Genomic DNA, 22,286 nt, shown 5'->3' with positions numbered 1-22,286 from the left:
ATCCTAAATTAATCGCAAGTGTCATAGGCGGCTTATTGTTTGAAGTAGGTATGATTGCTCTTCCTACTGGTTTGCCTGGACTTGCCTTGTTGGTGTTGATACAGTGTTAACAGCTTATGGCAGTGGAATGTTCGATGAATTTTAGGTGGTATGATGTTAAACTATTTATTTAATATATTAAATACTAATACATTTTTATTAAACCCTAAAGAGAGAGTTATTCAAGGGATTTTATTGTTTATTCTAATGAGTGTTTTTTCCTTATTATTTATATCATTCATTACTTTAGCAAGCCCTAATTTATTTTTCCCTCTTTTAATCTCTTTTGAGCTTTTAATGCTCTTTTTAGGATTAAATATTTCATTACATTCGATTTATACCAATTATTTTAATATGTTAGTTTCTGAAAATCCTGTTTTATTGAGTTATGAGGGAGTTATAGTAAACTTATTGTGCTTAAGTTTAGGAGCTTTTAGTTTTTGGTTAAGCATCGCTATTTTCATCGGTCCTTTTTGGGCATTTTTTTCATTTGCCTTGGCATGGTTATTGCCTCTATGGATAATGTTTTTCAGGAGAGATATTTTTAATGAAAAAAGCAAGGTAATATCTAAAAATTCAGACAAGCTTATAGGATACTCCCCTATTTGGTTTTACTTATTTGGATGTGTTTCTTTATTTATTCCTTTTCTTGTCATGTTTAAAATCGTGTTTTTTTCAAAGTTCAATTTTTTAGCATTAGGCTTAATAATCATTACTTTGATAGAAACAATTTTAATTTTTTGTCCGGATTATTGGGATAAGATTTTGCCTTTTGATATTAGAACAAAGAAAGGCACTTTTATTTATTTTTTACTATCTATTTTAATTTTATCTTGCATTTCTATTATTCTTTATAAAATAGTTTAATAAGGCATTTGTTTATCCTTGCAAAAAATAATAAACTTGCTATTTCTTTAGTTGGGAGATAGGTATCTATTCCACTAAAGTTTATATTTATTAATAATATGCTCTTATTTTTTTTTAATTCATACTACTCTTTTTTGCCTTAATCCTATTAAACTGATTAACAAAACGCTCATCAAAGTTCTTGCAGATGTCTGAATATTGATTCAATACACCTACAGCAGTCTCAGGCAATACAGACTTTTCCTTTCCTGTAAACTTTACAATTGTCCTGAATAGCTCCTTTTCATCCCTAATAATTATCTTAACAAAAGGAATGTCTGCCTTTATGATTTCAAGGTTTTCAAGCCTTGCACTTTCAAACAGTTCAATGATATCAATCCTTTCCTGATTTATATAGCAGTATGGGCTTGCAAGTATCTTGATCGGTATGTTTCTTGGAATTGAATTGAATGCCTTGATAAGCTCCTCACCTTCCCCTTCAAGGAGGAATCCAACCCTCATGTTCAATGATTTTCTTGTCTTCTTTACAATCTCAACTTCTTTATTGATTATGTTCTTGCTTGTTTTTATAAGCCAGATAGGAGCCTGTACTTCAGATATTTGGCTGTTGTATATCTCATCCAGCTTTTCCTCTGAGTCTTCCAGCTCTTTAATCAATTCCTCCTTTTTCCTTTTGTAGACTTCCCTTGGAGGGACAACCTTATATTCGATTGGCCTTGTATGGGTTATTGTAATGAATCCCTTCTTGTCCAGTTCCTTTAATGTGGAATAGATCTTTGATCGCGGTATCTCGGAGGCCTTGGCAATGTCCTCAGCCTTTCCGCTTATGATGTTTGTCATTCCTATATATGCCTTTGCCTCATACCTTGTAAGGCCGAACTTCTCCAATGATTCGATAATATTCTCCATAAAATCCCTAACCAAATTGTCCTAATTATATTCTATTATTTCAGTTGTTTTATAAAAATATTTTGTTACTTTTCACCCTTAACTAGTTACAAAATCTTTATATACAAATTCTAAAATATCTTTAATTACATAGGAATTAAATAGTTATTAAAAATATTTCATATAGTTTTAAGCTTATCACAAGCTTAGATTATTATAATTCTTATAATTAGGCCTTTTTATTAAATTTTAATAATTCTATGTTGATATTATAATGCTATTTACTTTTCTTGAAAAATTGAAAGAACTGGGTTATTTTATAGAAATTTTTATTGTCTTAATTGACCAATAGATAAGAATCTCTTATAAAATTCCATTAAAAAGAAAAGGATGTGTGTTAAATGAGTGATTTCAACATGTTTTGTTATCAATGCAGCCAAACTGCCAGAGGCAGTGCTTGTACAAATGCAGGAGTTTGCGGAAAGAACGCAACTGTTGCAAGACTTCAGGATAATTTGATCTTTTCAATGAAAGGAATATCAGCTTACAATTATCACTGTAAGGAGTTAGGAGTAAGCGACGAATCTGTAGACGAATTCCTTACAAAAGGGCTATACACTACCCTAACCAATGTCAACTTTGATATCGGCGACCTTGTCCAATTGGCCCTTGATTCCGGTGAAGCCAACTTTAAGGTTATGAAGATGCTTAAGGAAGCCCACATTGAAAACTTCGGTGAGCCAGTGCCAGCTGAAGTAAAGGTAGGGGCTCAAGAAGGACCGGGAATACTTGTAACCGGCCACGACCTAAAGGCATTGGAAGAGCTTTTAAAACAGTGCGAAGGGACTGACGTAAAGGTATACACCCACAGTGAAATGCTTCCTGCCCACGGATACCCTGAGCTTGCAAAATACGAATCCCTTGCCGGTCAGCTAGGAGGCTCCTGGATTGACCAAAGGAAAGTCTTTGCTGATTACAATGTAGCCATCTTAGGAACAACCAACTGCGTATTGCCTCCTAAAGACGCTTATGCTGACAGATTATTCACCATGGACATAGTAAAGATTCCAGGTGCACAGGTAATTGAGGATTATGACTTCAAGCCTTTGATTGACAAGGCAATCGAATTGGGAGGACTTGAAGCGGAAGAGCTCTCCACCATTAGCACAGGTTTCGGATTAAGCACAATACTGTCCCTTGCACCTAAAATCAAGGAATTGGTACTTGAGGGCAAGATAAAAAGATTCTTCCTTGTAGCAGGATGTGACAGTCCAAACCCAAGAATGAGCTATTACAGAGAGTTTGTAGAGAATGTTCCAGAAGACTGCATAGTATTGACCTTAGCTTGCAATAAGTTCCGCTTCAACAATCTTGAATTGGGAGACATTGAAGGAATTCCTAGATTATTGGACTTAGGCCAGTGTAATGATGCAATTGTAGCAATCGAGCTTGCAGTAGCATTATGCGAGCTCTTTGAGATGGAGCTTAATGACTTGCCTTTAACAATTGTCTTAAGCTGGATGGAACAGAAGGCTGCTGCAATCCTTTGGACATTGCTATATCTTGGAAAGACTGACATGTTCATAGGACCGGTTCTTCCTGCATGGGCAAATGATGACATATTGAATGTTTTGGTTGAAAACTTCAATCTCACTCCAATATCAACCCCTAAGGAGGACATTAAAAAGGTTATGGGTTAATTTGCAGTATTACTTATATGCAAATAATTAATAATAAGAAAATAGATATATATTTTTATATATTTGATGACGAATAAGTGATAAGTCATTGAATATTTATTGATGATGAGTCATAAAATGATGAGTCATTGAATAATTAAATTAATGTTGAGTCTATGATGAAGTCAAGATATTTTCAATTATTGATTCATCATATGGCGAAATCATTAAATTTTTATAAAATTATCGGAAAAAAATAGTTAACTTAATTACATATGAGTTATAAAAATATAATTACAATTTAGGTTTTAGGATTTTTTGCTGGTTTAATGGGTTTCGCATTTGAATAATATTAGTTCACCCCCTTTTTTAAAACTTCCATTAATACTTCTATTAAAATTTTAAAGTTAATTGCCTGTTATTCTGGTACTTAAATCTTAAAACTTAGATTTGTCACTTGCTATTTTTTATTTCTTGTATATTGTTTTCTCATTTTTTCCCGATATTTTTCTAAATCTTCTTTCTAGATTATTTTCCTAGATATTTTTTCTAGATTTTCTAGATCATTTTTATTGATTAATTTAAATTATTTTTAAGGAGATATTTCTATGGATATTAAAGGAACTCCAATAAATGTAGAAGATATGATTCAATATCAAAAAGACTCTGTTGTAAGCATGGAAATTATAAAAAAAGAGCTTGGAACTGTAACCCTATTTGCATTTGACCAAGGCCAAGGATTAAGCGAACATAGCGCTCCTTTTGATGCCATGGTTCAAATAGTGGATGGAGAAGCTGAAATCACCCTTGCAGGTGAGCCTCATACAGTCAAAAAAGGCGAAATGATAATCATGCCTGCTAATGTCCCACATGCCTTGCAAGCAGTTAACATGCCGTATAAAATGGTCTTAACCATGATTAAATCAGATTAGGTCTTTTTATAATAACTGGATCCTATTTAATATTAATTTATTATTTTTTAATTTTTCATTTAATTCTTATTTTAATCTCTTTTTACTTTTTCATTAATTCAATCATTTCTTCTTGTCTATTTTTACTTTTTCATTACATCAATCGTTCTTTTTCCAATCTATTTTTCAATAAAAATTATAACTTTAATAAACATTACTTACTAAAATTATTGTAAGGAGAATAAATATTCGAAATCAAATTATTCTTATAATTAACAAATTGGAATGATATTATGAATAGCGATAATATAAAAAAAGGAGTTCAAAGAGCACCTCACAGATCACTTCTTCGTGCTTGCGGACTTAATGATAATGATTTTGACAAGCCATTCATCGGAATAGCAAACAGCTATACAGACATCGTACCTGGTCATATTCACCTTAGGGAACTTGTCGACTATGTAAAGGAAGGAATAAGAGAAGCTGGAGCTATTCCATTTGAATTTGACACCATGGCCATCTGTGACGGAATCGCCATGAACCATGACGGAATGAAATACTCACTTGCCTCAAGGGAAATCGTTGTAAGCACTGTCGAGAGCATGACCATGGGTCATTGCTTTGACGGACTTGTCCTCATGCCTAGCTGTGACAAGGTAGTTCCAGGAATGCTTATGGCAGCTGCAAGGCTTGACATTCCATCAATATTCCTAACAGGAGGTCCTATGGCTCCAAGCACTTACAAAGGAAAGAATGCAGACCTAATAACTGTGTTTGAGGCTGTCGGCGAACTCTCATCAGGAAAAATCACTGAAGATGAGCTTTTTGAATTGGAATCCTGTGCCTGCTCAGGTGCTGGAAGCTGTTCAGGCCTATTTACAGCAAACACCATGGCCTGCATTACCGAAACCCTTGGAATGAGCCTTCCATACTGTGCAACAACACTCGCCCTCTCAGAGGAAAAGAAGAAATTGGCAATAGAAACAGGAAAGAGAATTGTTGAAATGGTAAAGGAAGACTTAAGGCCATCCCAGATCATGACACAGGAAGCCTTTGAGAATGCAATTGCAATGGACATGGCCCTTGGAGGAAGCAGCAACACTGCACTGCATATTCCAGCCATCGCATATGAATTGGAGGAGAAGGGAGTCCATGCAGATTTGGACCTATTTGACCAGATAAGCGATAAGGTTGCACATATTGCACTTCTATCTCCAGCTGGCCAGGACACTATGGCAGACCTCCATAACGACGGAGGAATCCCAGCTGTCTTAAAGACAATCTCCTCTAAATTAGACACTTCAGTCATGACCTGTACAGGAAAAACCCTAGAAGAAAACCTAAAGGATGCAAGTGTCACAGGAAATGGCGTTATACACACTTTAGACGACCCAATCCACGAAGCAGGCGGACTTACTGTACTCAAGGGAAACCTTGCTCCTAACGGCTCAATCGTAAAGTCTGCAGCAGTTCCAGAGGATCTTATGCATCTTAAGGGACCGGCTAAGGTCTACAACAGCGAAGAGGAAGCTGTGGAAGCAATATTCGACCATCAGCTTAAGGAAGGAGACATCCTTGTAATAAGATGCGAAGGACCTAAGGGAGGCCCTGGAATGAGGGAGATGCTTAACCCTACCTCAGCAATTATGGGAATGGGAATAAAGAATGTAGGACTAATCACAGACGGACGCTTTTCAGGTGGAACAAGAGGCCCTTGCATAGGCCACGTATCTCCTGAAGCAATGAGCGGAGGTCCTATTGCAGCCCTTAAGGACGGAGACATAATTGAAATAGACATAGCAAATGGAAATTTAAGCGTAGAGCTATCTGATGAGGAAATCAAAGAAAGAATAGAGAAAGCCGACCTACCAGAAAAGAAGGTAAAAGGATGGCTTAACATCTACAGACGTTCCGTATCCTCAGCAGACGAAGGAGCTATCTTAAGATAGTTCCATCCCCTTAATTTTTCATTATTTTTATTAACTCTTTTTTATTCATTCTTTTTTATCTTTTACATACTCTCTAGTTATACATAGACTTTTTCAGTTTATACATAACCCTCTTTTTAGTCTAGTTGACAACAGGTATAAAAAAAATTTTTGGTCAAGGTTTTTGGCCGAAGGCCAAAAAGCTTGAAGATTAAATTTAAATATCTTATCAAAGATAATATTTATATTATATATTGATTGTTTTTTCAATATTTTTGATACTGATCATTCAATTTATATAATTTTTAAATAATTTATTTCAATAAGTTATTCAATAAGATGATAAGCTATTTGAATTTTTTTCAATAAGTTTTTCAATAAGATGATAAGCTATTTGAATTTTATTTAATAATTTATTTAATAATTAATGTTTATTTTAATATTTAAGAATAAGTAAGGTGTTATTTTTGGAAATAGATATGAAAGAAATTGCTATTTATCTCATCCTTATCATAATTGTTCTTATTGCCGCACAACACTTAAATGTAGTTGTCTCAGGTAGTATGGAACCTGTTATGTATAGAGGAGATATTGTAGTACTTCAAAAAGCTAATTTATTTGGAATACATGAATTCGACCCTCACGATGTTCAAGTAGGGGATATAGTTGTTTATAATGCCGCTTGGTATGACAGCCCAGTTATCCATAGGGTTATAAACACTGCAGAGATCAATGGAACTACCTGCTTTGAGATAAAGGGAGATAATAACAATAAATCGGACCCTTATTGGGTGACTCCAGAGCAGATTACAGATAGAGTCATTACAATTAATGGCCAACCATTGGTAATTCCTAAAATAGGATATATCACTTTATGGGTTAAAGGTCTTTAATTAATATTCTTTGTTTATTTTAATTTTATAAATAATTAAAATGATGTTTTTTAAATTAACTGTTGGTTTAATTAGTCGTTATTTTAATTATTTTAATTAAAATTTTTTTCAAGAAATTGTTTTTTGATGCTTATTTTAAAATGAAATTTATTCTTATTTGAATTGCTAGAAACTTACTTTTATATTGCATTTTTAGCATATTGTTTAAAAGCAGTATTTGTATTGCATTTTTTAATGCTGACTAATTTATAATATTTATTAAATGTTTGGTGTTTAGATGTATTTTAAAATAAAGACTGAAGCTGAAGAGGCTTTAAGAAAGGCAGTCGACCAGTTTGACTGTGAATTTGATGAGGAAATTAAATTGGAGTTTCCTCCTAATCCTGAATTAGGTGATTTGGCAAGTACAATTTCATTCCAATTAGCTAAATTGCTTCGCAAGGCTCCTAATTTAATTGCTCCTGAAGTGGTTGAAAAAATCGAGCTTCCAGAGATTTTTGAAAGGGTGGAAGCTACAGGTCCTTATGTAAACTTCTTCATTAATCATGACATCTTTGCAAAGCAGCTATTGGACTCTGTTGATGAGGATTATGGTCAATTGGCTGCAGTAGATGAGAAGATCATATTGGAACACACCTCTGCAAACCCTAACGGTCCGTTGCATATTGGTCATATCAGAAACTCTGTAATCGGAGATTCATTAAGGAGATTGCTTACAAAGGCAGGATATAATGTGGATACCCAATATTATGTCAATGATATGGGAAGGCAGTTGGCCATGATTGTATATGGTATGGAAGAGCTTGGATTGAAGCTTGAGGACCAGCCAGCTTCCAAGATTGACCACAAGGTGGGAGAGCTTTACTTCAAGGTAAACCAAATGATTAAGGAAGATGAAAGCTTGAACGATGGCGTTGATGCAACTATCCGCAAATATGAAGGCGGTCCAAGCGAGCTTGATGAGAAGTTTGAATATGCTGTCAACAGCTGCCTTGAAGGTGTAAAGGAAACCTTGAAGAGAATGAATGTAAAGCATGACGCCTTTGTATGGGAAGGACAGTTCGTTAGAACTGGCATTGTAGACAACCTTACCCAAGAGCTTTATGACATTGGATATGCAAGGCAGGAAGAGGTTTTATACCTTGACTTAAGCGAATTCGACATTCCTAAGGAGCTAGTCCTTAGAAGGGCAGATGGAACTTCCCTTTACTCTACAAGGGACATTGCTTATCACATTTATAAGTCTAAAAACTGTGACAAGATCATTGACATATTCGGCTCTGACCATAAGCTTGCAGCAAGGCAGGTGGAGCTTGCACTTGAGATTCTTGAGGAAATCGAGCCAAACAGCGATAAGATTGAAGTCATTTTCTATGAGTTCATTACCTTGCCTGAAGGTTCCATGTCCACAAGAAGAGGAGTCTTCATCTCTGTGGATGAGCTTATGGATGAGGCTGTTAGAAGGGCAACTGAAGAGATTATTTCTCGCAGACCGGACCTTGATAAGGAAACTATCGATAAGATTGCTGAAGAGATTGGTATCGGCGCAATCAGATATTACATTGCAAGGCTCTCTCCTGAAAAGCACATAACATTCAAGTGGGATGAGGCCTTAAGCTTTGAGAGAGGATGCGCTTCAATTCAATATGCCCATGCAAGAGCATGCAAATTGCTTAAGAAGGCTCAAGAGGAAAAGGGCATTGATTTAGCTGACTTGACTGTTGAGGATACTTGGTCCTTGGATGAAAACGAGAAGGAGCTTGTTAAGTTGATTGCAAAATTCCCAAGTCTTGTGGAAGACTCTGCTAAGATTAGAAGGGTCCATCCTATTGCTCAATACTGTCAGGACTTGGCTAGCGCATTCAATAGGTTCTATAAGGCAGAGCAGGTAATTGGCTCTGATGTGGAAAATGCAAGGCTTCTTTTGGTTGAAAAGTCTAGAATCACTCTTAGGAATGCTCTTGACCTTTTAGGTGTGAGTGCGCCTGATATGATGTAGCCAAACTTTTCCGAGCCTTCGGCTCGCAAAAGTTTGATCAAAATGTTTATTTATTATTTGGTTTTATCTTCGTTTAGAAGGGAATTCAACTTTTTTTAAGGAGAGGAAATCTCTCCACTATTTTTTCATTTTTTAACACTTTTTTTAATTCTTATTTGATTAAATTATTGCTTTTTTTAATGCCTTAATATGTGCTTTTTTAAAATTAGTTATTTATATTTTGTTTTATTGCAAATTTTTAAATCTTATATATAAATCTTTGTTCGCAAATTGCGAACATGTATATATAAAGGATTGTTCGCAAATTGCGAACACATTTATAAGGGTTATATAAAAACGAATTTTTTTTTTGAATGAAAAATAAATTTCCAGATATTGCTATTTTCTTCAAAAATCTAATATTAAAGTTTCATTTATAACGAACTATTTATTTTTTCATAAAAAAATAATTATTATAAAATATTTAAAATACTTTATAATAATTTTAATTTATTTATTTATTCTTTTAACAATTCTTCTACTCTTTCTTTAGCCTCTACAACTTCAGAGTCGGTATTGTCATATTCTAAGAATTTATTATAGTTCTTTAAAGCGCTGTCATACTTTTCTCTGTCCTCTTGGATTATGCCTATTTCATAGTAGGAGTAGTAGTATTCTGGGTTTAATCCCAATGCAAGGCTGAATGCTTCAAGAGCGTCGTCATCTTCACCGATTGCATGCAATGAGACTCCTTTGTTGTGGTATGCGTTTTCAAGCTCGAATATGGTTTCATATGGGTTTTCGCTATACCTTTCTATAGCTTCCTCAAGGCTGTCGATTGCCTTTTGGTACTGTTCAAGCTTGATTAGACAGCTTCCCTTTAAAAATAGAATGTTAGCGTTATATCTTTCCTTTTGAAGAGCCTTGTCATATGTTTTTAAGGCGTCATTGTATCTTTGGTGGCCTTCAAAGATATATCCTTTGCTCATAAGGTCATAGACCTCTTCCACTTCAGTGTTCATAACATCATCATATACCTTTGAGGCATCATCGAATTTTTCCATAAGCTCTAGGGTGTTTCCCTTTGATATCAGTGCTGAAAGATTGTTTTCGTCCAACTCTAAAGCCTTGTCAAAGCATTCCAATGCCTTTTCATATTCTTCGGTAACTGTTAATACTGTACCCTTTTGAATGTATTCTTGAGCTGTGGTTGGCTCTATATCAAGCATTGCATTCATGTCATTTATGATTTTCTCTTCATCAAGTTCCATAGCACTTCCGGGCTGGATTGCAAAGTCATCTGATGCTTCTTCACCTTCAACATCTTCGTTTTGAGCCATTATGTTTTGAAACTCGATAGAGTTCATTAAAATATTTGCAACTTCAGGGTACTTATCTATGATAATGTCCATATAATGTGCTGCATCTTCCTTATTGTTCTCGTTCAGCGCAACTGTGATCTTGTTTACCAAATGCTCCAATGCAGGGTCGTTAAATTCCATTTTCCCACCTTTTTTACCTAAATACTATTTTTTTTTATGAATTGATAAATTTTATTTTTTATAATCGATTAATAATTGATGAGGGTAATAATTTAGTCTTTTCATCTGTTTTAAGATAATTCTATTTGATTTTACTTTTTAAAAGCTTTTTAACAACTTATTATATAATTTTTATAAGTCTTTTTTTAGTTCTTTAACAGTTTATTTATACAATTCTTTTAAGAAGTAATATAAAACAGCCTTTTGAGCATGCATTCTGTTTTCAGCCTGATCGTAGACAACAGAATGAGGTCCGTCAATCACTTCAGCGCTAACCTCTTCTCCTCTTATTGCAGGCAAGCAGTGCATGAATATGACATCATCATCAGCCATATCAATAAGATTTTGATTTACTTGGTAGTCCTTAAAGTCTGCTCTTCTTTTTTCAGATTCCTCTTCATCTCCCATGCTTACCCATACGTCAGTATAGATTACATCTGCGCCGCTTACTGCTTCTTCTATATCTGATGTGATTGTTATTGTGGAATTGTTAGCTTTAGCATATTCTTTAGCCTTTTTGGTAATTTCTTCATTAGGCCTATATTCATCAGGGCATGCTATAGCCATATCCATTCCTAAACATCCGCAGATAAGCAGTAGTGAGTTACAGACATTGTTTCCGTCACCTACATAAACGAATTTTCCATCGAATCCACCCTTATGCTCCTTTACGGTGAGCATATCTGCCAATGCTTGGCATGGGTGCTCAAGATTGGTAAGGCCGTTTATAATTGGAACGTCTGACTCTCTCTCGAGCTCTATGACATCGTCATGTTCGATTGCCCTAATCATTATTACATCTACAAATCTGCTTAAGACTTTAGCGGTGTCCTTAATAGGCTCTCCTCTGCCTAATTGGATATCATTTGTAGATAAGAACAGTGCAGTTCCACCTAATTCATACATTCCAACTTCAAAAGAGACTCTTGTTCTTGTAGAGGACTTTTGAAAGATCATTGCTAGCTTTTGGTCCTTAAGGGGCTTTTCTTCGATTTTGCCTGCCTTAAAGTCACTTGCAATATTGAGTATTGTTTCTACTTCTTCTTCTATATCACAGACTGATAAAAGACTTCTCATATACTATTTCCCCATCGATTTTGATAATAAATATGATATTATTTCTTCATAGAAATTTAAATATTTGTTTTTAAATATTATTAAAACTTTCTATCATTAACCATTGATTGTTTGGTATTTAAGATGTTTGGTTTCTTTAATTTGATTTTAAAGATTATATCTTTATTGATTTAATTTATTAGGAAAAATTTAAATTTATTTTTAAAAATAGTGGCTCATATATTTATATTTAATAAATCTCTATTAGCGGTTTAATAATGTATGGCTGTGGTTGTTGATGTTTAAAAGTAAGAATCCATTTTAGTAGTCGCTAAGTGTCTTTTGCTTGGAATCATGGTCCTGTTCTGCTCTAATGTTTTCCTCTCTTGCTAATTTTACAAGTCTTCTTTGGTAAATTAGGGCTTTTTTAAATTCATTTTTATCATTTAAGTAGCTAATCATTTCTTTTAAGCCTTTCATCTCATCTTCTATGCTATAATCTGAAATTAATTCGGTATCATCTTTTGATTTTAGGGCGTTTTTTGAATCGGATTGGTCTGAATCATCCTCTTCATTTTCTTTAATGCTTTCTTCCTTAGAATCTGTAGATTTTTTAGGCTCTAAAAACTGTCTAATCTTTGAAATGATTGCTTCAATATTAAAATTGGAATTGGCTAATAGTTCAAGTGAGTTTGGCAGGATAAGGTCCAGATATTGATAGCTTGTCTTTTTGACATTGTATATGAATTCTAACAAGTCGGAATTTGCTTTAAATGGCTCCTTATTTTCAGCCTTATTGTCCTTAGCCATTTCATTTAAAACAAGGATAGTCTCTAAATTGTCAACCAATAGGCCTCCGGCGAGATAGGTTCCAACCTTTCTCTCATCAGCCATATTTTGAGAGTTCAATTCTAGATAATTGTCTAAAGTGTTGTAAAGCTTTAGAAGCTCTATCTCTTCATCCCTTTCTATAAAATCAGTAATTTTGCTTTTGTTTTCATTGATTTCATTGATGAATGTGTCGTTATTGTATAGATTGACTAATATGTCTATTTTAAGTTGGATTAATGTTTCTTCAGATCTTTCGTTGTCTAAATAGCTGTCACAGACTTTTAAGGCCTTTATGTATTTACCTTGCCTTTCCAGTTTTTTGGCCTTTTTGATTATTGTATTCTTTGATTTAGCTTGTTTAGACATAAAGATCACACATTCATTCATCTAAAAGTATTAGTTAGTTAATTAGTCTGAAACTAATTAACTAGAACTTTTTTATTAAAGTTTACGAATATCTTTTTAATTTATTCGTTTCTAATTGCTTCCATATGGTCTATACGTTTTTGGATTAACGCTTCGGTACCAACGTCCCTTCTATGGTAGACATTTCCTTCAACAAGACCACAGGCTTCTTCAGCTATCTTTTCAGCTTCAGCGATTGTATCGCCTTGAGCTACAATTCCCAATGCACGGGAGCCTGAAAGGTGGACTCCGTCATCCTCTTGGCTTACTGCAGCATAGAAGACCTTTGCTCCAAGAGCTTCGATAGCCTCTTCATCAATTTCAATAAGCTCTCCTGCATGTGGAGTGTCTGGGTATCCGTCTGGAACTATGTATTTGCAGACAGAAGCCTTGTCTTCAAATTCGACATCTTCTAGCTTGCCGTCGACGATGGCCTTACATACGTCAACCATAGGGGTCTTTAAGAGAGGAAGCACGTTCATTGCTTCAGGGTCACCGAATCTTGCATTGTATTCAATGAGCTTAGGGCCGTCTTTTGATAGCATGAACTGGCCGTATAGGATTCCTTTGTATGGGGTTGTTTCCTTAGCTATTGCCTTTAAGGTCTCTTTCATAATGTCGACAGCCTCATCATAGTCCTCTTGAGTGAGGAAAGGCAATAATCCTCCAACATCAGAGTATGAGCCCATTCCACCGGTGATTAATCCTTGGTCGTTTTCGAATGCATGTGGGTGGTCCTGTGCTGCAGGCATTGCAGCTAGGTTTTCCCCATCGCAGAATGCTTGGATGGTGAACTCCTCTCCAACCACTTTCTCTTCGATGATTACTTGTGCAAATCCACCCATTGCATTGTCCATAACTTCTTTTGCATAGGCTTTTGCATCTTGATTATCTTTAAGGTGGTCTCCTACGATTTTTACACCTTTACCACCAGTTAAACCTACAGGCTTTACTACAACATCCTTTTCATAGGTATCAAGGAATGCGCTGATGTCTTCGTAGTTGTCAAATACCTTGTAGGTTAAAGATCCTTTAATTTGGTATTTTTCAAATAGGTTTCTCATGAATGACTTGTCAGTTTCAATTCTTGCTGATTCCTGTGCCGGTCCGACACAAGGGACTCCAACCGCTTCTAAAGCGTTTACGATTCCTTTTCCAAGAGGAGCTTCAGGTCCGATAACTGCCAATTCGATTTCATTTTCCTTTGCGAATTTGGCAACTTCGTCAACTTCCCCTTCATCTCCTTTTTTAAAGGTGGAAATCTTGCTTATTCCAGGGTTGTTCTTGCTCATATAAGCGTATAAGTCTACATCATCTTTTAATGCATCACAGATTGCATGTTCTCTTGCACCGGTTCCAACAACTAATACTTTCATTTTTATTTCTCCATTTAAGAGTTTTTTAAGCAATTGATTATTTTCCAGTTTAGAAAATATCATTATATTTTACTTTGTATTTGATAATATATTAAGTTTCAAATTTTTAATATATGTTAATATTTATATCTATCTTAAGATAAATATTATTATATTACAAATTTTTAAATTATTTGTTAGGATAGATTTTTCTGTTTTGATTAATTTGAAATATCAATTTTATATTAGATATTCTCTAATTTGAAATATCAATTTTTTATTGGATTTCTCTAATTTGAATCTATAATTTTTAATTAGAGGATTATTTCTAATAAATCTAAAACTTATCAGATTTTTAATTTGAATGGTTTTATTAATTTAAATCTATCTAGATTGAATTTATTAATTATTTTACAATTAAAAAAATCAAACTTATTGAATTATTAAAAAAAGAAGGACGGTTGAAAATGAGAGGCGGAGACGCTATTATAAAAGCTTTAATGGATAAAGGTGTTGACACCATATTCGGTTACCCTGGAGGAACCGTTATTCCATTCTATGACATGCTATATGACTCAGACTTAAGACATATACTTGTCAGACATGAACAATGTGCGGCACATGCCGCTGAAGGTTATGCAAGAGCTTCCGGCAAGGTTGGTGTCTGCTTGGCCACTTCCGGACCTGGTGCAACCAATCTGGTCACTGGTATTGCAAATGCATATATGGATTCATCTCCTATAATTGCAATTACCGGGCAAGTGGTAAGCAATCTGATTGGAAATGATGCATTTCAGGAAGTGGACATCATAGGTATAACCATGCCTATCACAAAGCATTCCTACCAGCCAAAGGATGCAAATGACATTCCAAGCATTATAAATACAAGTATTGAAATTGCTTCGACAGGCAGAAACGGACCTGTATTGATTGACGTTCCAAAGGAAGTCCAAGAGATGGAATTAGATGAATATGTCCTTGGAACCATTCCTACCCCTGGATATAAGCCTAGCGTAAAAGGAAATGATAAGCAAATAGCTAAGGCAGCTAAAATGCTTTTGGAGGCTGAAAAGCCTATAATATTAGCAGGTGGAGGTACAATCCTTGCAGATGCATCATCTGAGCTTAGGCAAGTTGCAGAGCTTGTCAATGCGCCTGTTGCAACAACCCTTATGGGTAAGGGAGTCATCGATGAGAAGGATGACTTGTCTATCGGCATGCTTGGAATGCATGGAAAGCAGGTGGCAAATCAGTCTGTAAATAAAAGTGACTGCCTGCTTGCAGTGGGAGTCAGATTCTCTGATAGGACCACTGGAAAATTAGAGAAGTTCATGCCTGATGCTCAAGTGATTCATATTGATATAGATCCTGCAGAGATTGGAAAGAACGTTCCAGTTGACTTGCCTATTGTAGGGGATGCTAAGATAGTCCTTGCCAAATTGGCTGATGAATTGGCCAGCTCCAGATTTGCTGAAGAGTTTGATGATGATGAATTGTCTGGCTCCAAGATTATTAAGGGACTGATGGAAAATGATTTGGCTAAGGAATTATACAAGAGCAAATTAGTCAAGGAAATTGAAAGCTCCAAGTTTAAGGAGAATTATGAATTCAATTATGACAGTTACAGCCCTTGGCTCAAGTCAGTTGTTGACTTTAAGAATGCTACAATCCCAAGGGTTAGCTATAGCGACATTCCTTTAAAGCCACAGCAGGTAATCAAGGAAATCGCAAGCTCCATTACAGATGATACAATCGTAACAACTGATGTAGGTATTCATCAGATGTGGGCGGCACACTTCTTAGACATTTCAAAGCCTCGCAAGTTCATCTCTTCCGGAGGTCTTGGAACCATGGGATTCGGCCTTCCGGCAGCTATCGGCGCTAAAGTTGCATGTCCGGATGATGCAGTCCTTGCCATTGTAGGTGACGGAGGATTCCTTATGGTCTCCCAAGAGCTTGCAACAATCAAGGAGCATGACATTCCGGTTGTAATTGCAATGCTCAACAACAGAAAGTTAGGTATGGTATATCAATGGCAGAATAAGATGTATGATAAGAGATACTCTGAAACTGACATGGGAAACACTCCAGACTTTGTTAAATTGGCTGAAAGCTATGGAATCAATGCTGTGAAAGTCGAGGAAGTTGACAAGACTCAAGAGGTATTATCCAAGGCACTTAAGGACAATGAAGCCATTCTATTGGACATCACCGTTGAGAAGGATGAGTTTATTCCAATGTTCCCGCCAGGCGGAGCTATAACAGACCTTCTTGGTGAGTATAAATATGAAAGCGATGTTAAGAACGTTGACTTAGAGCAAAAGGAATCAGAAGATTCTCAAACCGTTGAAGGGGGAAAATAGATGAGGGAAAAGTCTCATGTTATTAGTACTTTGGTTGAACACAAGCCAGGTGTGCTTCAGAAAGTTGCAGGACTGTTAAACAGACGTGGATTTAACATTGACAGCATCACTGTCGGAGCATCTGAAGTTGAAGGCTTGGCCAGAATGGTTTTTGTTGTAAAAGGTGATGAAAAGGTTCTAGAACAGGTCATCAAGCAATTGCACAAGCTTGTTGAAGTTGTTAAGATTAAGGACCTTGATCCTGAATATGTTTTAAAAAGAGAGCTCTGTCTTGTTAAGGTAAAGACAACAAAGGAAAAGTCTAGATCTGAGATAATCGAGTATGCAGACATCTTCAAGGCAAAGATCATTGATGTATGTGATGATTTCATTACAATGGAGGTCACTGGCAATCCTGAGAAGATTGATTCCTTCTTGAGATTGCTTAAGCCTTTTGGAATTAAGAAGATTGCTCGTACAGGGCCTACTGCTATTGCGAGAGGGCATCACTAACTCAAGCTTTTTTGGCCTTCGGGTGAAAAAACCTTGACCAAAATTTTTTCTCTAGTTGGGAGTATCTTGCTCTTAACTTCTTCTTTTTTTATTAAACCTTAATTTTTCTTTGTTTATATTATTTACCTATTATAATTTTCTTTTTTTTATTTTAAACTCTTTTTATCTTTTCCACTAATTTTATTCTATTAAGTTTTTTAGCTTGTTTTTTCATTCTTATCATATTAACAAATTTTATAAACTATTAAATTAAATATATTAAACATTATATTTAATACTAAAATTAGAAAATCACTACTAATTTCTATTGAATATATCTTGGCTATTGGCTTAAGGATTAGTTATTTATTAGCCATTGGCTTAAATAATTTTACAAATTTATTAAAAACTAAAAAGGAGTTATTAAAATGAAAATGTATTATGATGACGATGTTGACGCTGAAGTTGTTGCAGATAAAACCATTGCAGTAATCGGATACGGAAGTCAAGGACGTGGTCAATCTAGAAACATGGCTGACAGCGGATTGAATGTTATTGTCGGTCTTAGAGAAGGAGGTTCATCCTGGCAAAAAGCTATTGATGATGGAATGAATGTTAAAACCATAGAAGAAGCTGCAGAAGCTGCAGACATCATTCACATCTTACTTCCAGATGAAACCCAAGAAAAAGTATATAAAGAACAAATCGCTCCTTATGTTGAAGCTGGAAACACAATTTCATTCTCTCACGGTTACAACATTCACTTTGGATTAATCCAACCTGGAGAAGACGTAAACATTGTAATGTTTGCACCAAAAGGCCCTGGTTCCAGAGTAAGAACCACTTATCTTGAAGGATTCGGAATTCCTGGTCTTGTCGCTATTGAGCAAGACGCTACTGGAGACGCATTGCAACTTGCATTAGGTATGGCAAAGGCTGTAGGCCTTACCAGAGCAGGTGTCATTGAAACCACATTTAAGGAAGAGACTGAAACAGACCTCTTTGGTGAACAGACCGTTTTATGCGGTGGTCTCACTGCACTTATCAAGGCAGGATTTGAAACTCTTGTAGAAGCTGGATACCAACCAGAAATCGCTTACTTTGAAACCTGTCACGAAGTCAAATTGATTGTAGATGACATCTATGAAAACGGTATGGCTGGAATGTGGCATGATGTAAGTAACACTGCTGAATATGGTGGATTAACCAGAGGAAACAGAGTTATCACCGATGCAACCAAAGCAGAAATGAAAGCAATCTTAGGGGAAATCCAAGACGGCACATTCAAAAAAGAGTTTGCTGATGAAAACGCTACTGACGCAGCTAACTTAAAGGAAATGAGAGCTGCTGAAGAAAGAGAAACCATTGAAGTCGTTGGTAAAAGATTAAGAATTGCTTGTGGTTTACAGAAAGAAGATGAATAATTCCACCTTTTCCGACCCTTCGGGTCGCAAAAGCTGGACCAAAATATTATTTCAGTTGGGAGTTTATCTCTCTTCTGTTTTTTACTTTTTTTAGACTGTATGGTCTTATTTTTTTAATTTAACACACTTGAACTTTTTTTATAGAATTTATGAGCTTTTTCTAATTTTCTTTTTAAATTCTTTGTTTCAATGATAGATAAGAATAAGTTGATAGTTATTCATAGTGTGAATACTTATTCTATATGTGAATAAGTCGAATAATTATTCTTTGTGTGAATAATTATTCATAGTGTGAATACTTATTCTATATGTGAATAATTTTTAAAATTTATATAAAACTTTTTAAACTATGTGCTATAAATTAATTAACTAATTAGTCTAATTAATTTATTTAAATTATTTTAATTATTATTTCAAACGTTAAGTGATAAAAATGGTATATGTAGGTATGGATCATGGAACTACTGGGATTTCATTTGCTATAATGGATGATGAGAAAGTTCTTGATGTTTTTAAGATATCTAGAGAAGATAGTAAGGCTGGAAGAGTTTCAGCTATTGAAGAATTGTCTAAACGCATTGATTTAGAAGATATTGACTTAATGATTATTACTTATGCTATGGGAGATGGAATAAGCACTATTCTTCCTATGGAAAAGGTTGAAAATAGAGGAATACTCTCCATTGGAGGTGCCGGCAAGGTAACTGGAGGGGGAACATCTGTCTATAGTGAGATAGAGAATGCTAATCTTCCGGTTTTAATGATTCCAGGTTTGCATAAGGATTGTGATTGGCTTGACCCATTGTTTAGGGCAGCATATTCCCACCATGCAAGTCCTGAAAAGGTAAGCATTGTATATAATGCCTATCTTGAGACCCAATGGGAGAATATGGTAGTGGCTGACATCAGCTCCAATAGTGTTGACCTTCTTATTGAGGATGGCAAGATCAAGGGAGCCATTGATGCCTGTTGCGGTGCAATGGGTATTGTTCATGGGCCATTGGACCTTGAAATGATTAGAGACATTGATGAGGGAAAAAGAACTGCCAATGAATGTTTCTCACATGCAGGAGCTGTTAAGATAGCTAATGTTGATAATAAGGTTGCATTGATGAAGGATGAGCTATTGGAAATGTATTCCAAAGGGGACGAGAGGGCTGTTTTGGCTATTGACACAATGATTATGACTGTGGCTATGGAGATTGCAGGTCTTATTGCAGTTAGCAAGAATGAGATAGATGGAATTGTTCTTACAGGTTCTATGGGTTCTATGAAAGAGCCTGTTGACTTTGAGGCTGGATTGAATAAGTACTTTAAGAATAAGTATGAGACTAGGATTATTTCATCTGAATCTGGAGCTATCGGTGCAGCACAGATAGCAAGAGACATCTTCAATGGAAAAAGAGATATTATGGGTATAAAAGTGGACTATTAGTCTCTTTTTTTACTTTTTATTGCATTTTTAGATGCAATTATTATTTTAATTTATTTTTTACTTATTTTTTTTTTATTGCATATTCTTATATGCAATTCTTTTTTTAATTTATTTTTTACTATTTTTTATATCTATTTTTAAAAAGAGTATTTTTATATAATAATTTGCTTTATTTTTTATATCTATTTTTAAAAAGAGTATTTTTATATAATAATTTGCTTTATTTTTTATATCTATTTTTAAAAAGAGTATTTTGCCCTATTTATCGTTTTTAAAGAAATAATAGGTATAGAATTAAGTTTTATAATTTTCCCTTTGAGTGGTTCTATTTTTGCAACGAGTTATTAATGCCTTATTTTGATTTTAGGGGGTGAAATGTTCGTATTTTGGATTGGAAGATATATTACTTTATTTGATTATTCTATACCTTATTATTCCTTTCTGCTCTTCGATGGATGATCTAGCAAATGGAAAGGGGATCCATTGCTTTGGTATTACTTTTTCCTTGGATTTTATAGAGGTTTTTCTTGCCGTTTTCAATGATTTTTTCTTTTATAGTGTGAGAGAATACCAGAGTGAATGTTTTTCATTCGAAGAGCAATTATCTATTCAGTTTTTCTAAATAGGCCCTATTTCATTAGGGACTTTTCGTGTTTATTGCAATGGAAGATATTTTTCAATGACCGTTTGAAAATTCCATTGCTATTTTATAATTTGTAACAACTAGTATATAAGTCTTTATTTTTGATTCTAAGTTTTAACAATCTCATACAACTTTATCAAAGTCATATCAATTTAGTATTCTTAATTTAAAATTGATTTCATTTCGTAAAATTGATTTGAAAGTGTTAAATTGATTTCATTTCGTAAAATTGTCGTGACTTCGTAAAATTGATGTCATCGTGTGAAATTGCTTTGTTCGTAAGAAATTTAACTAATTTTTAAAAGCTTTAAAATAATTTATTTTTTAATTTAAGTTTCTTATATGTTTAAAAAATTATATTAAGATTTCATTCATGTTTAATAAATTAAAAATAAATTATAATAAATTTATATATCTATTAAGCATAAATTTATAGTTTTTAAAAGATTAAAAATAGTTCTATATGTTTATAAACCAAATAAGACTTAATAAATTCGTTAAAAAAATTTGCAAAAAAAAGTTTAGTTTTATTAAAATTTTAAGATTTTTTTCTATGAAATTATAAAATTGTGCTGTTTTTCCTAAAAGTAGATAAAAATTTTGGTCAAGGTTTTTTGGCCGAAGGCCAAAAAAGCTTGGCTATAAAAGAATACTCCCAACCAAAACAATTACTCCTACTATCCAACAATAGTAAGCAAATATGTCTAAGCTCTTTTCCCTTACTATCTTAAGCAAGAAGCTAATTGCAAAGTATCCTGAAATGACTGCTACGATAAATCCAACTAAACATGCACCAATCTCTATATTGCCTCCGCTTAGATCTTTCAATTGAACTACAGCAGCACCTAAGATTGCTGGAATTGATAGGATAAAGCTGAATTTGGCAGCAAATTCCTTGTCTAGTCCTGCAAATAATCCGGCAGCTATTGTGGTTCCTGAACGTGAAAGACCTGGCAATACTGCTATTGCCTGTCCGCATCCCATAAGCAATGCTTCTTTGATGGTTATGTTTTGAACATCAATTTTTCCACTGTTCATTCTTTGGGATACATATAAAAGACATCCTGTTATAAGAAGCAAGAATGCAGGTATGGTCAATCCTGTAAACATTTCCTCTATAATGTCATTGAATAGGATTCCTACAACTCCAACAGGGATTGTGGCAATGATTGTAAGCCATGCAAGCTTCTTATAAGGGTCCCTTCTGATTTCTGGAATGAAATTTCCATCCCTTAAATCCAATAGGCTATAGAAGAATCCTTGAATCATTTGAATAATATCGCTAAAGAAGTATACAAATACTGCTACAAGGGTTCCTACATGCAATAAGACATCAAAGGCAAGTGGAACATTGCTTAATCCTAATGCTTGTTGAATAAATATTAAATGAGCAGAACTACTTACAGGTAGAAATTCAGTTAATCCTTGGACAAGTCCAATGATTATTGCTTGTAAAATATCCATTTATTCACCTTTTTGATTATTGAGATTTAATTATTTCTTATTTTTTATATTAAACTTTTTTTATCAATGTTAAAAAAGTCAATTAAATCTCTTTTTAAAATAAAAAATTTATAAA

The 22,286-nt window shown here is 34.5% G+C and carries 16 protein-coding genes; 10 read left to right on the top strand and 6 right to left on the bottom strand.

Going from position 1 to position 22,286, the window contains the following annotated elements; genetic code table 11:
- Nucleotides 1-153: 153 nt before the first annotated feature.
- Nucleotides 154-906, top strand: a complete 753-nt coding sequence (locus tag MRU_RS10680; protein WP_048812535.1) for a hypothetical protein — start codon at nt 154-156, stop codon at nt 904-906.
- A gap of 114 nt (nt 907-1,020) precedes the next feature.
- Here the strand turns inward: MRU_RS10680 and MRU_RS10675 are convergent, their stop codons facing one another.
- Nucleotides 1,021-1,815: a TrmB family transcriptional regulator gene (locus tag MRU_RS10675; protein WP_012956920.1), complete on the bottom strand. Its 795-nt coding sequence runs from the start codon at nt 1,813-1,815 to the stop codon at nt 1,021-1,023.
- Between the two features lie 380 nt (nt 1,816-2,195).
- On the opposite strand from MRU_RS10675, the gene hcp reads away from it, so the two are divergent.
- The 5 genes from hcp (at nt 2,196) to argS (ending at nt 9,204) form a co-directional block, all read left to right on the top strand.
- Nucleotides 2,196-3,494, top strand: a complete 1,299-nt coding sequence (hcp, locus tag MRU_RS10670) for a hydroxylamine reductase (RefSeq protein ID WP_012956919.1) — start codon at nt 2,196-2,198, stop codon at nt 3,492-3,494.
- Nucleotides 3,495-4,075: 581 nt separating this feature from the next.
- The gene (locus MRU_RS10665; protein WP_048812534.1) at nt 4,076-4,405 is read left to right on the top strand and encodes a cupin domain-containing protein; all 330 of its coding nucleotides are present in this window, start codon (nt 4,076-4,078) and stop codon (nt 4,403-4,405) included.
- 272 nt (nt 4,406-4,677) lie between these two features.
- Complete coding sequence (ilvD, locus tag MRU_RS10660; protein ID WP_012956917.1) at nt 4,678-6,333, top strand: dihydroxy-acid dehydratase; 1,656 nt, start codon at nt 4,678-4,680, stop codon at nt 6,331-6,333.
- A gap of 458 nt (nt 6,334-6,791) precedes the next feature.
- A complete protein-coding gene (locus tag MRU_RS10655; RefSeq protein WP_012956916.1) occupies nt 6,792-7,205 on the top strand; it encodes a signal peptidase I in 414 nt (137 codons plus the stop codon).
- A gap of 277 nt (nt 7,206-7,482) precedes the next feature.
- Complete coding sequence (gene argS, locus MRU_RS10650) at nt 7,483-9,204, top strand: arginine--tRNA ligase (RefSeq protein ID WP_012956915.1); 1,722 nt, start codon at nt 7,483-7,485, stop codon at nt 9,202-9,204.
- 497 nt (nt 9,205-9,701) lie between these two features.
- On the opposite strand, the gene MRU_RS10645 is transcribed toward argS, so the two are convergent.
- The 4 genes from MRU_RS10645 to purD all read right to left on the bottom strand — a co-directional run bounded on the left by MRU_RS10645 (nt 9,702) and on the right by purD (nt 14,392).
- A complete protein-coding gene (locus MRU_RS10645; RefSeq protein WP_012956914.1) occupies nt 9,702-10,685 on the bottom strand; it encodes a tetratricopeptide repeat protein in 984 nt (327 codons plus the stop codon).
- A 201-nt stretch (nt 10,686-10,886) separates the two neighbouring features.
- Entirely contained in the window at nt 10,887-11,801 is a 915-nt protein-coding gene (gene argF / locus MRU_RS10640) for an ornithine carbamoyltransferase (protein WP_012956913.1), read from the bottom strand.
- Nucleotides 11,802-12,101: 300 nt separating this feature from the next.
- Complete coding sequence (locus MRU_RS10635; RefSeq protein WP_048812533.1) at nt 12,102-12,977, bottom strand: hypothetical protein; 876 nt, start codon at nt 12,975-12,977, stop codon at nt 12,102-12,104.
- 101 nt (nt 12,978-13,078) lie between these two features.
- Entirely contained in the window at nt 13,079-14,392 is a 1,314-nt protein-coding gene (gene purD / locus MRU_RS10630; RefSeq protein ID WP_048812532.1) for a phosphoribosylamine--glycine ligase, read from the bottom strand.
- Nucleotides 14,393-14,838: 446 nt separating this feature from the next.
- Here purD and MRU_RS11265 point away from each other — a divergent pair, with 446 nt between their 5' ends.
- From MRU_RS11265 to MRU_RS10605, 4 genes are all read left to right on the top strand, one after another.
- Nucleotides 14,839-16,734 (top strand): acetolactate synthase large subunit, encoded by a 1,896-nt coding sequence (locus MRU_RS11265; protein WP_012956910.1) that lies wholly within the window; start codon nt 14,839-14,841, stop codon nt 16,732-16,734.
- Entirely contained in the window at nt 16,735-17,226 is a 492-nt protein-coding gene (gene ilvN / locus MRU_RS10615; protein ID WP_012956909.1) for an acetolactate synthase small subunit, read from the top strand. It abuts the gene before it with no gap.
- 407 nt (nt 17,227-17,633) lie between these two features.
- Complete coding sequence (gene ilvC, locus MRU_RS10610) at nt 17,634-18,629, top strand: ketol-acid reductoisomerase (RefSeq protein ID WP_012956908.1); 996 nt, start codon at nt 17,634-17,636, stop codon at nt 18,627-18,629.
- 433 nt (nt 18,630-19,062) lie between these two features.
- Complete coding sequence (locus MRU_RS10605) at nt 19,063-20,064, top strand: methanogenesis marker 12 protein (RefSeq protein WP_012956907.1); 1,002 nt, start codon at nt 19,063-19,065, stop codon at nt 20,062-20,064.
- A gap of 1,282 nt (nt 20,065-21,346) precedes the next feature.
- Here the strand turns inward: MRU_RS10605 and MRU_RS10600 are convergent.
- Nucleotides 21,347-22,171, bottom strand: a complete 825-nt coding sequence (locus MRU_RS10600; protein WP_012956906.1) for an undecaprenyl-diphosphate phosphatase — start codon at nt 22,169-22,171, stop codon at nt 21,347-21,349.
- Nucleotides 22,172-22,286 lie beyond the last annotated feature (115 nt).

Source organism: Methanobrevibacter ruminantium M1 (assembly GCF_000024185.1).
Lineage (GTDB): Archaea > Methanobacteriota > Methanobacteria > Methanobacteriales > Methanobacteriaceae > Methanobrevibacter > Methanobrevibacter ruminantium.
This window is presented reverse-complemented; position numbering and strand designations above follow the sequence as displayed.

Bases quoted from the DNA above. Each gene is read 5' to 3' on its own strand.
- MRU_RS10680 (WP_048812535.1), top strand. From the start codon at position 154: ATGTTAAACTATTTATTTAATATATTAAATACTAATACATTTTTATTA.
- ilvC (WP_012956908.1), top strand. From the start codon at position 17,634: ATGAAAATGTATTATGATGACGATGTTGACGCTGAAGTTGTTGCAGAT.
- argF (WP_012956913.1), bottom strand. From the start codon at position 11,801: ATGAGAAGTCTTTTATCAGTCTGTGATATAGAAGAAGAAGTAGAAACA.
- purD (WP_048812532.1), bottom strand. From the start codon at position 14,392: ATGAAAGTATTAGTTGTTGGAACCGGTGCAAGAGAACATGCAATCTGT.
- ilvD (WP_012956917.1), top strand. From the start codon at position 4,678: ATGAATAGCGATAATATAAAAAAAGGAGTTCAAAGAGCACCTCACAGA.
- MRU_RS10600 (WP_012956906.1), bottom strand. From the start codon at position 22,171: ATGGATATTTTACAAGCAATAATCATTGGACTTGTCCAAGGATTAACT.
- hcp (WP_012956919.1), top strand. From the start codon at position 2,196: ATGAGTGATTTCAACATGTTTTGTTATCAATGCAGCCAAACTGCCAGA.
- MRU_RS10655 (WP_012956916.1), top strand. From the start codon at position 6,792: ATGAAAGAAATTGCTATTTATCTCATCCTTATCATAATTGTTCTTATT.
- MRU_RS10605 (WP_012956907.1), top strand. From the start codon at position 19,063: ATGGTATATGTAGGTATGGATCATGGAACTACTGGGATTTCATTTGCT.
- argS (WP_012956915.1), top strand. From the start codon at position 7,483: ATGTATTTTAAAATAAAGACTGAAGCTGAAGAGGCTTTAAGAAAGGCA.
- MRU_RS10635 (WP_048812533.1), bottom strand. From the start codon at position 12,977: ATGTCTAAACAAGCTAAATCAAAGAATACAATAATCAAAAAGGCCAAA.
- MRU_RS10675 (WP_012956920.1), bottom strand. From the start codon at position 1,815: ATGGAGAATATTATCGAATCATTGGAGAAGTTCGGCCTTACAAGGTAT.
- ilvN (WP_012956909.1), top strand. From the start codon at position 16,735: ATGAGGGAAAAGTCTCATGTTATTAGTACTTTGGTTGAACACAAGCCA.
- MRU_RS10645 (WP_012956914.1), bottom strand. From the start codon at position 10,685: ATGGAATTTAACGACCCTGCATTGGAGCATTTGGTAAACAAGATCACA.
- MRU_RS11265 (WP_012956910.1), top strand. From the start codon at position 14,839: ATGAGAGGCGGAGACGCTATTATAAAAGCTTTAATGGATAAAGGTGTT.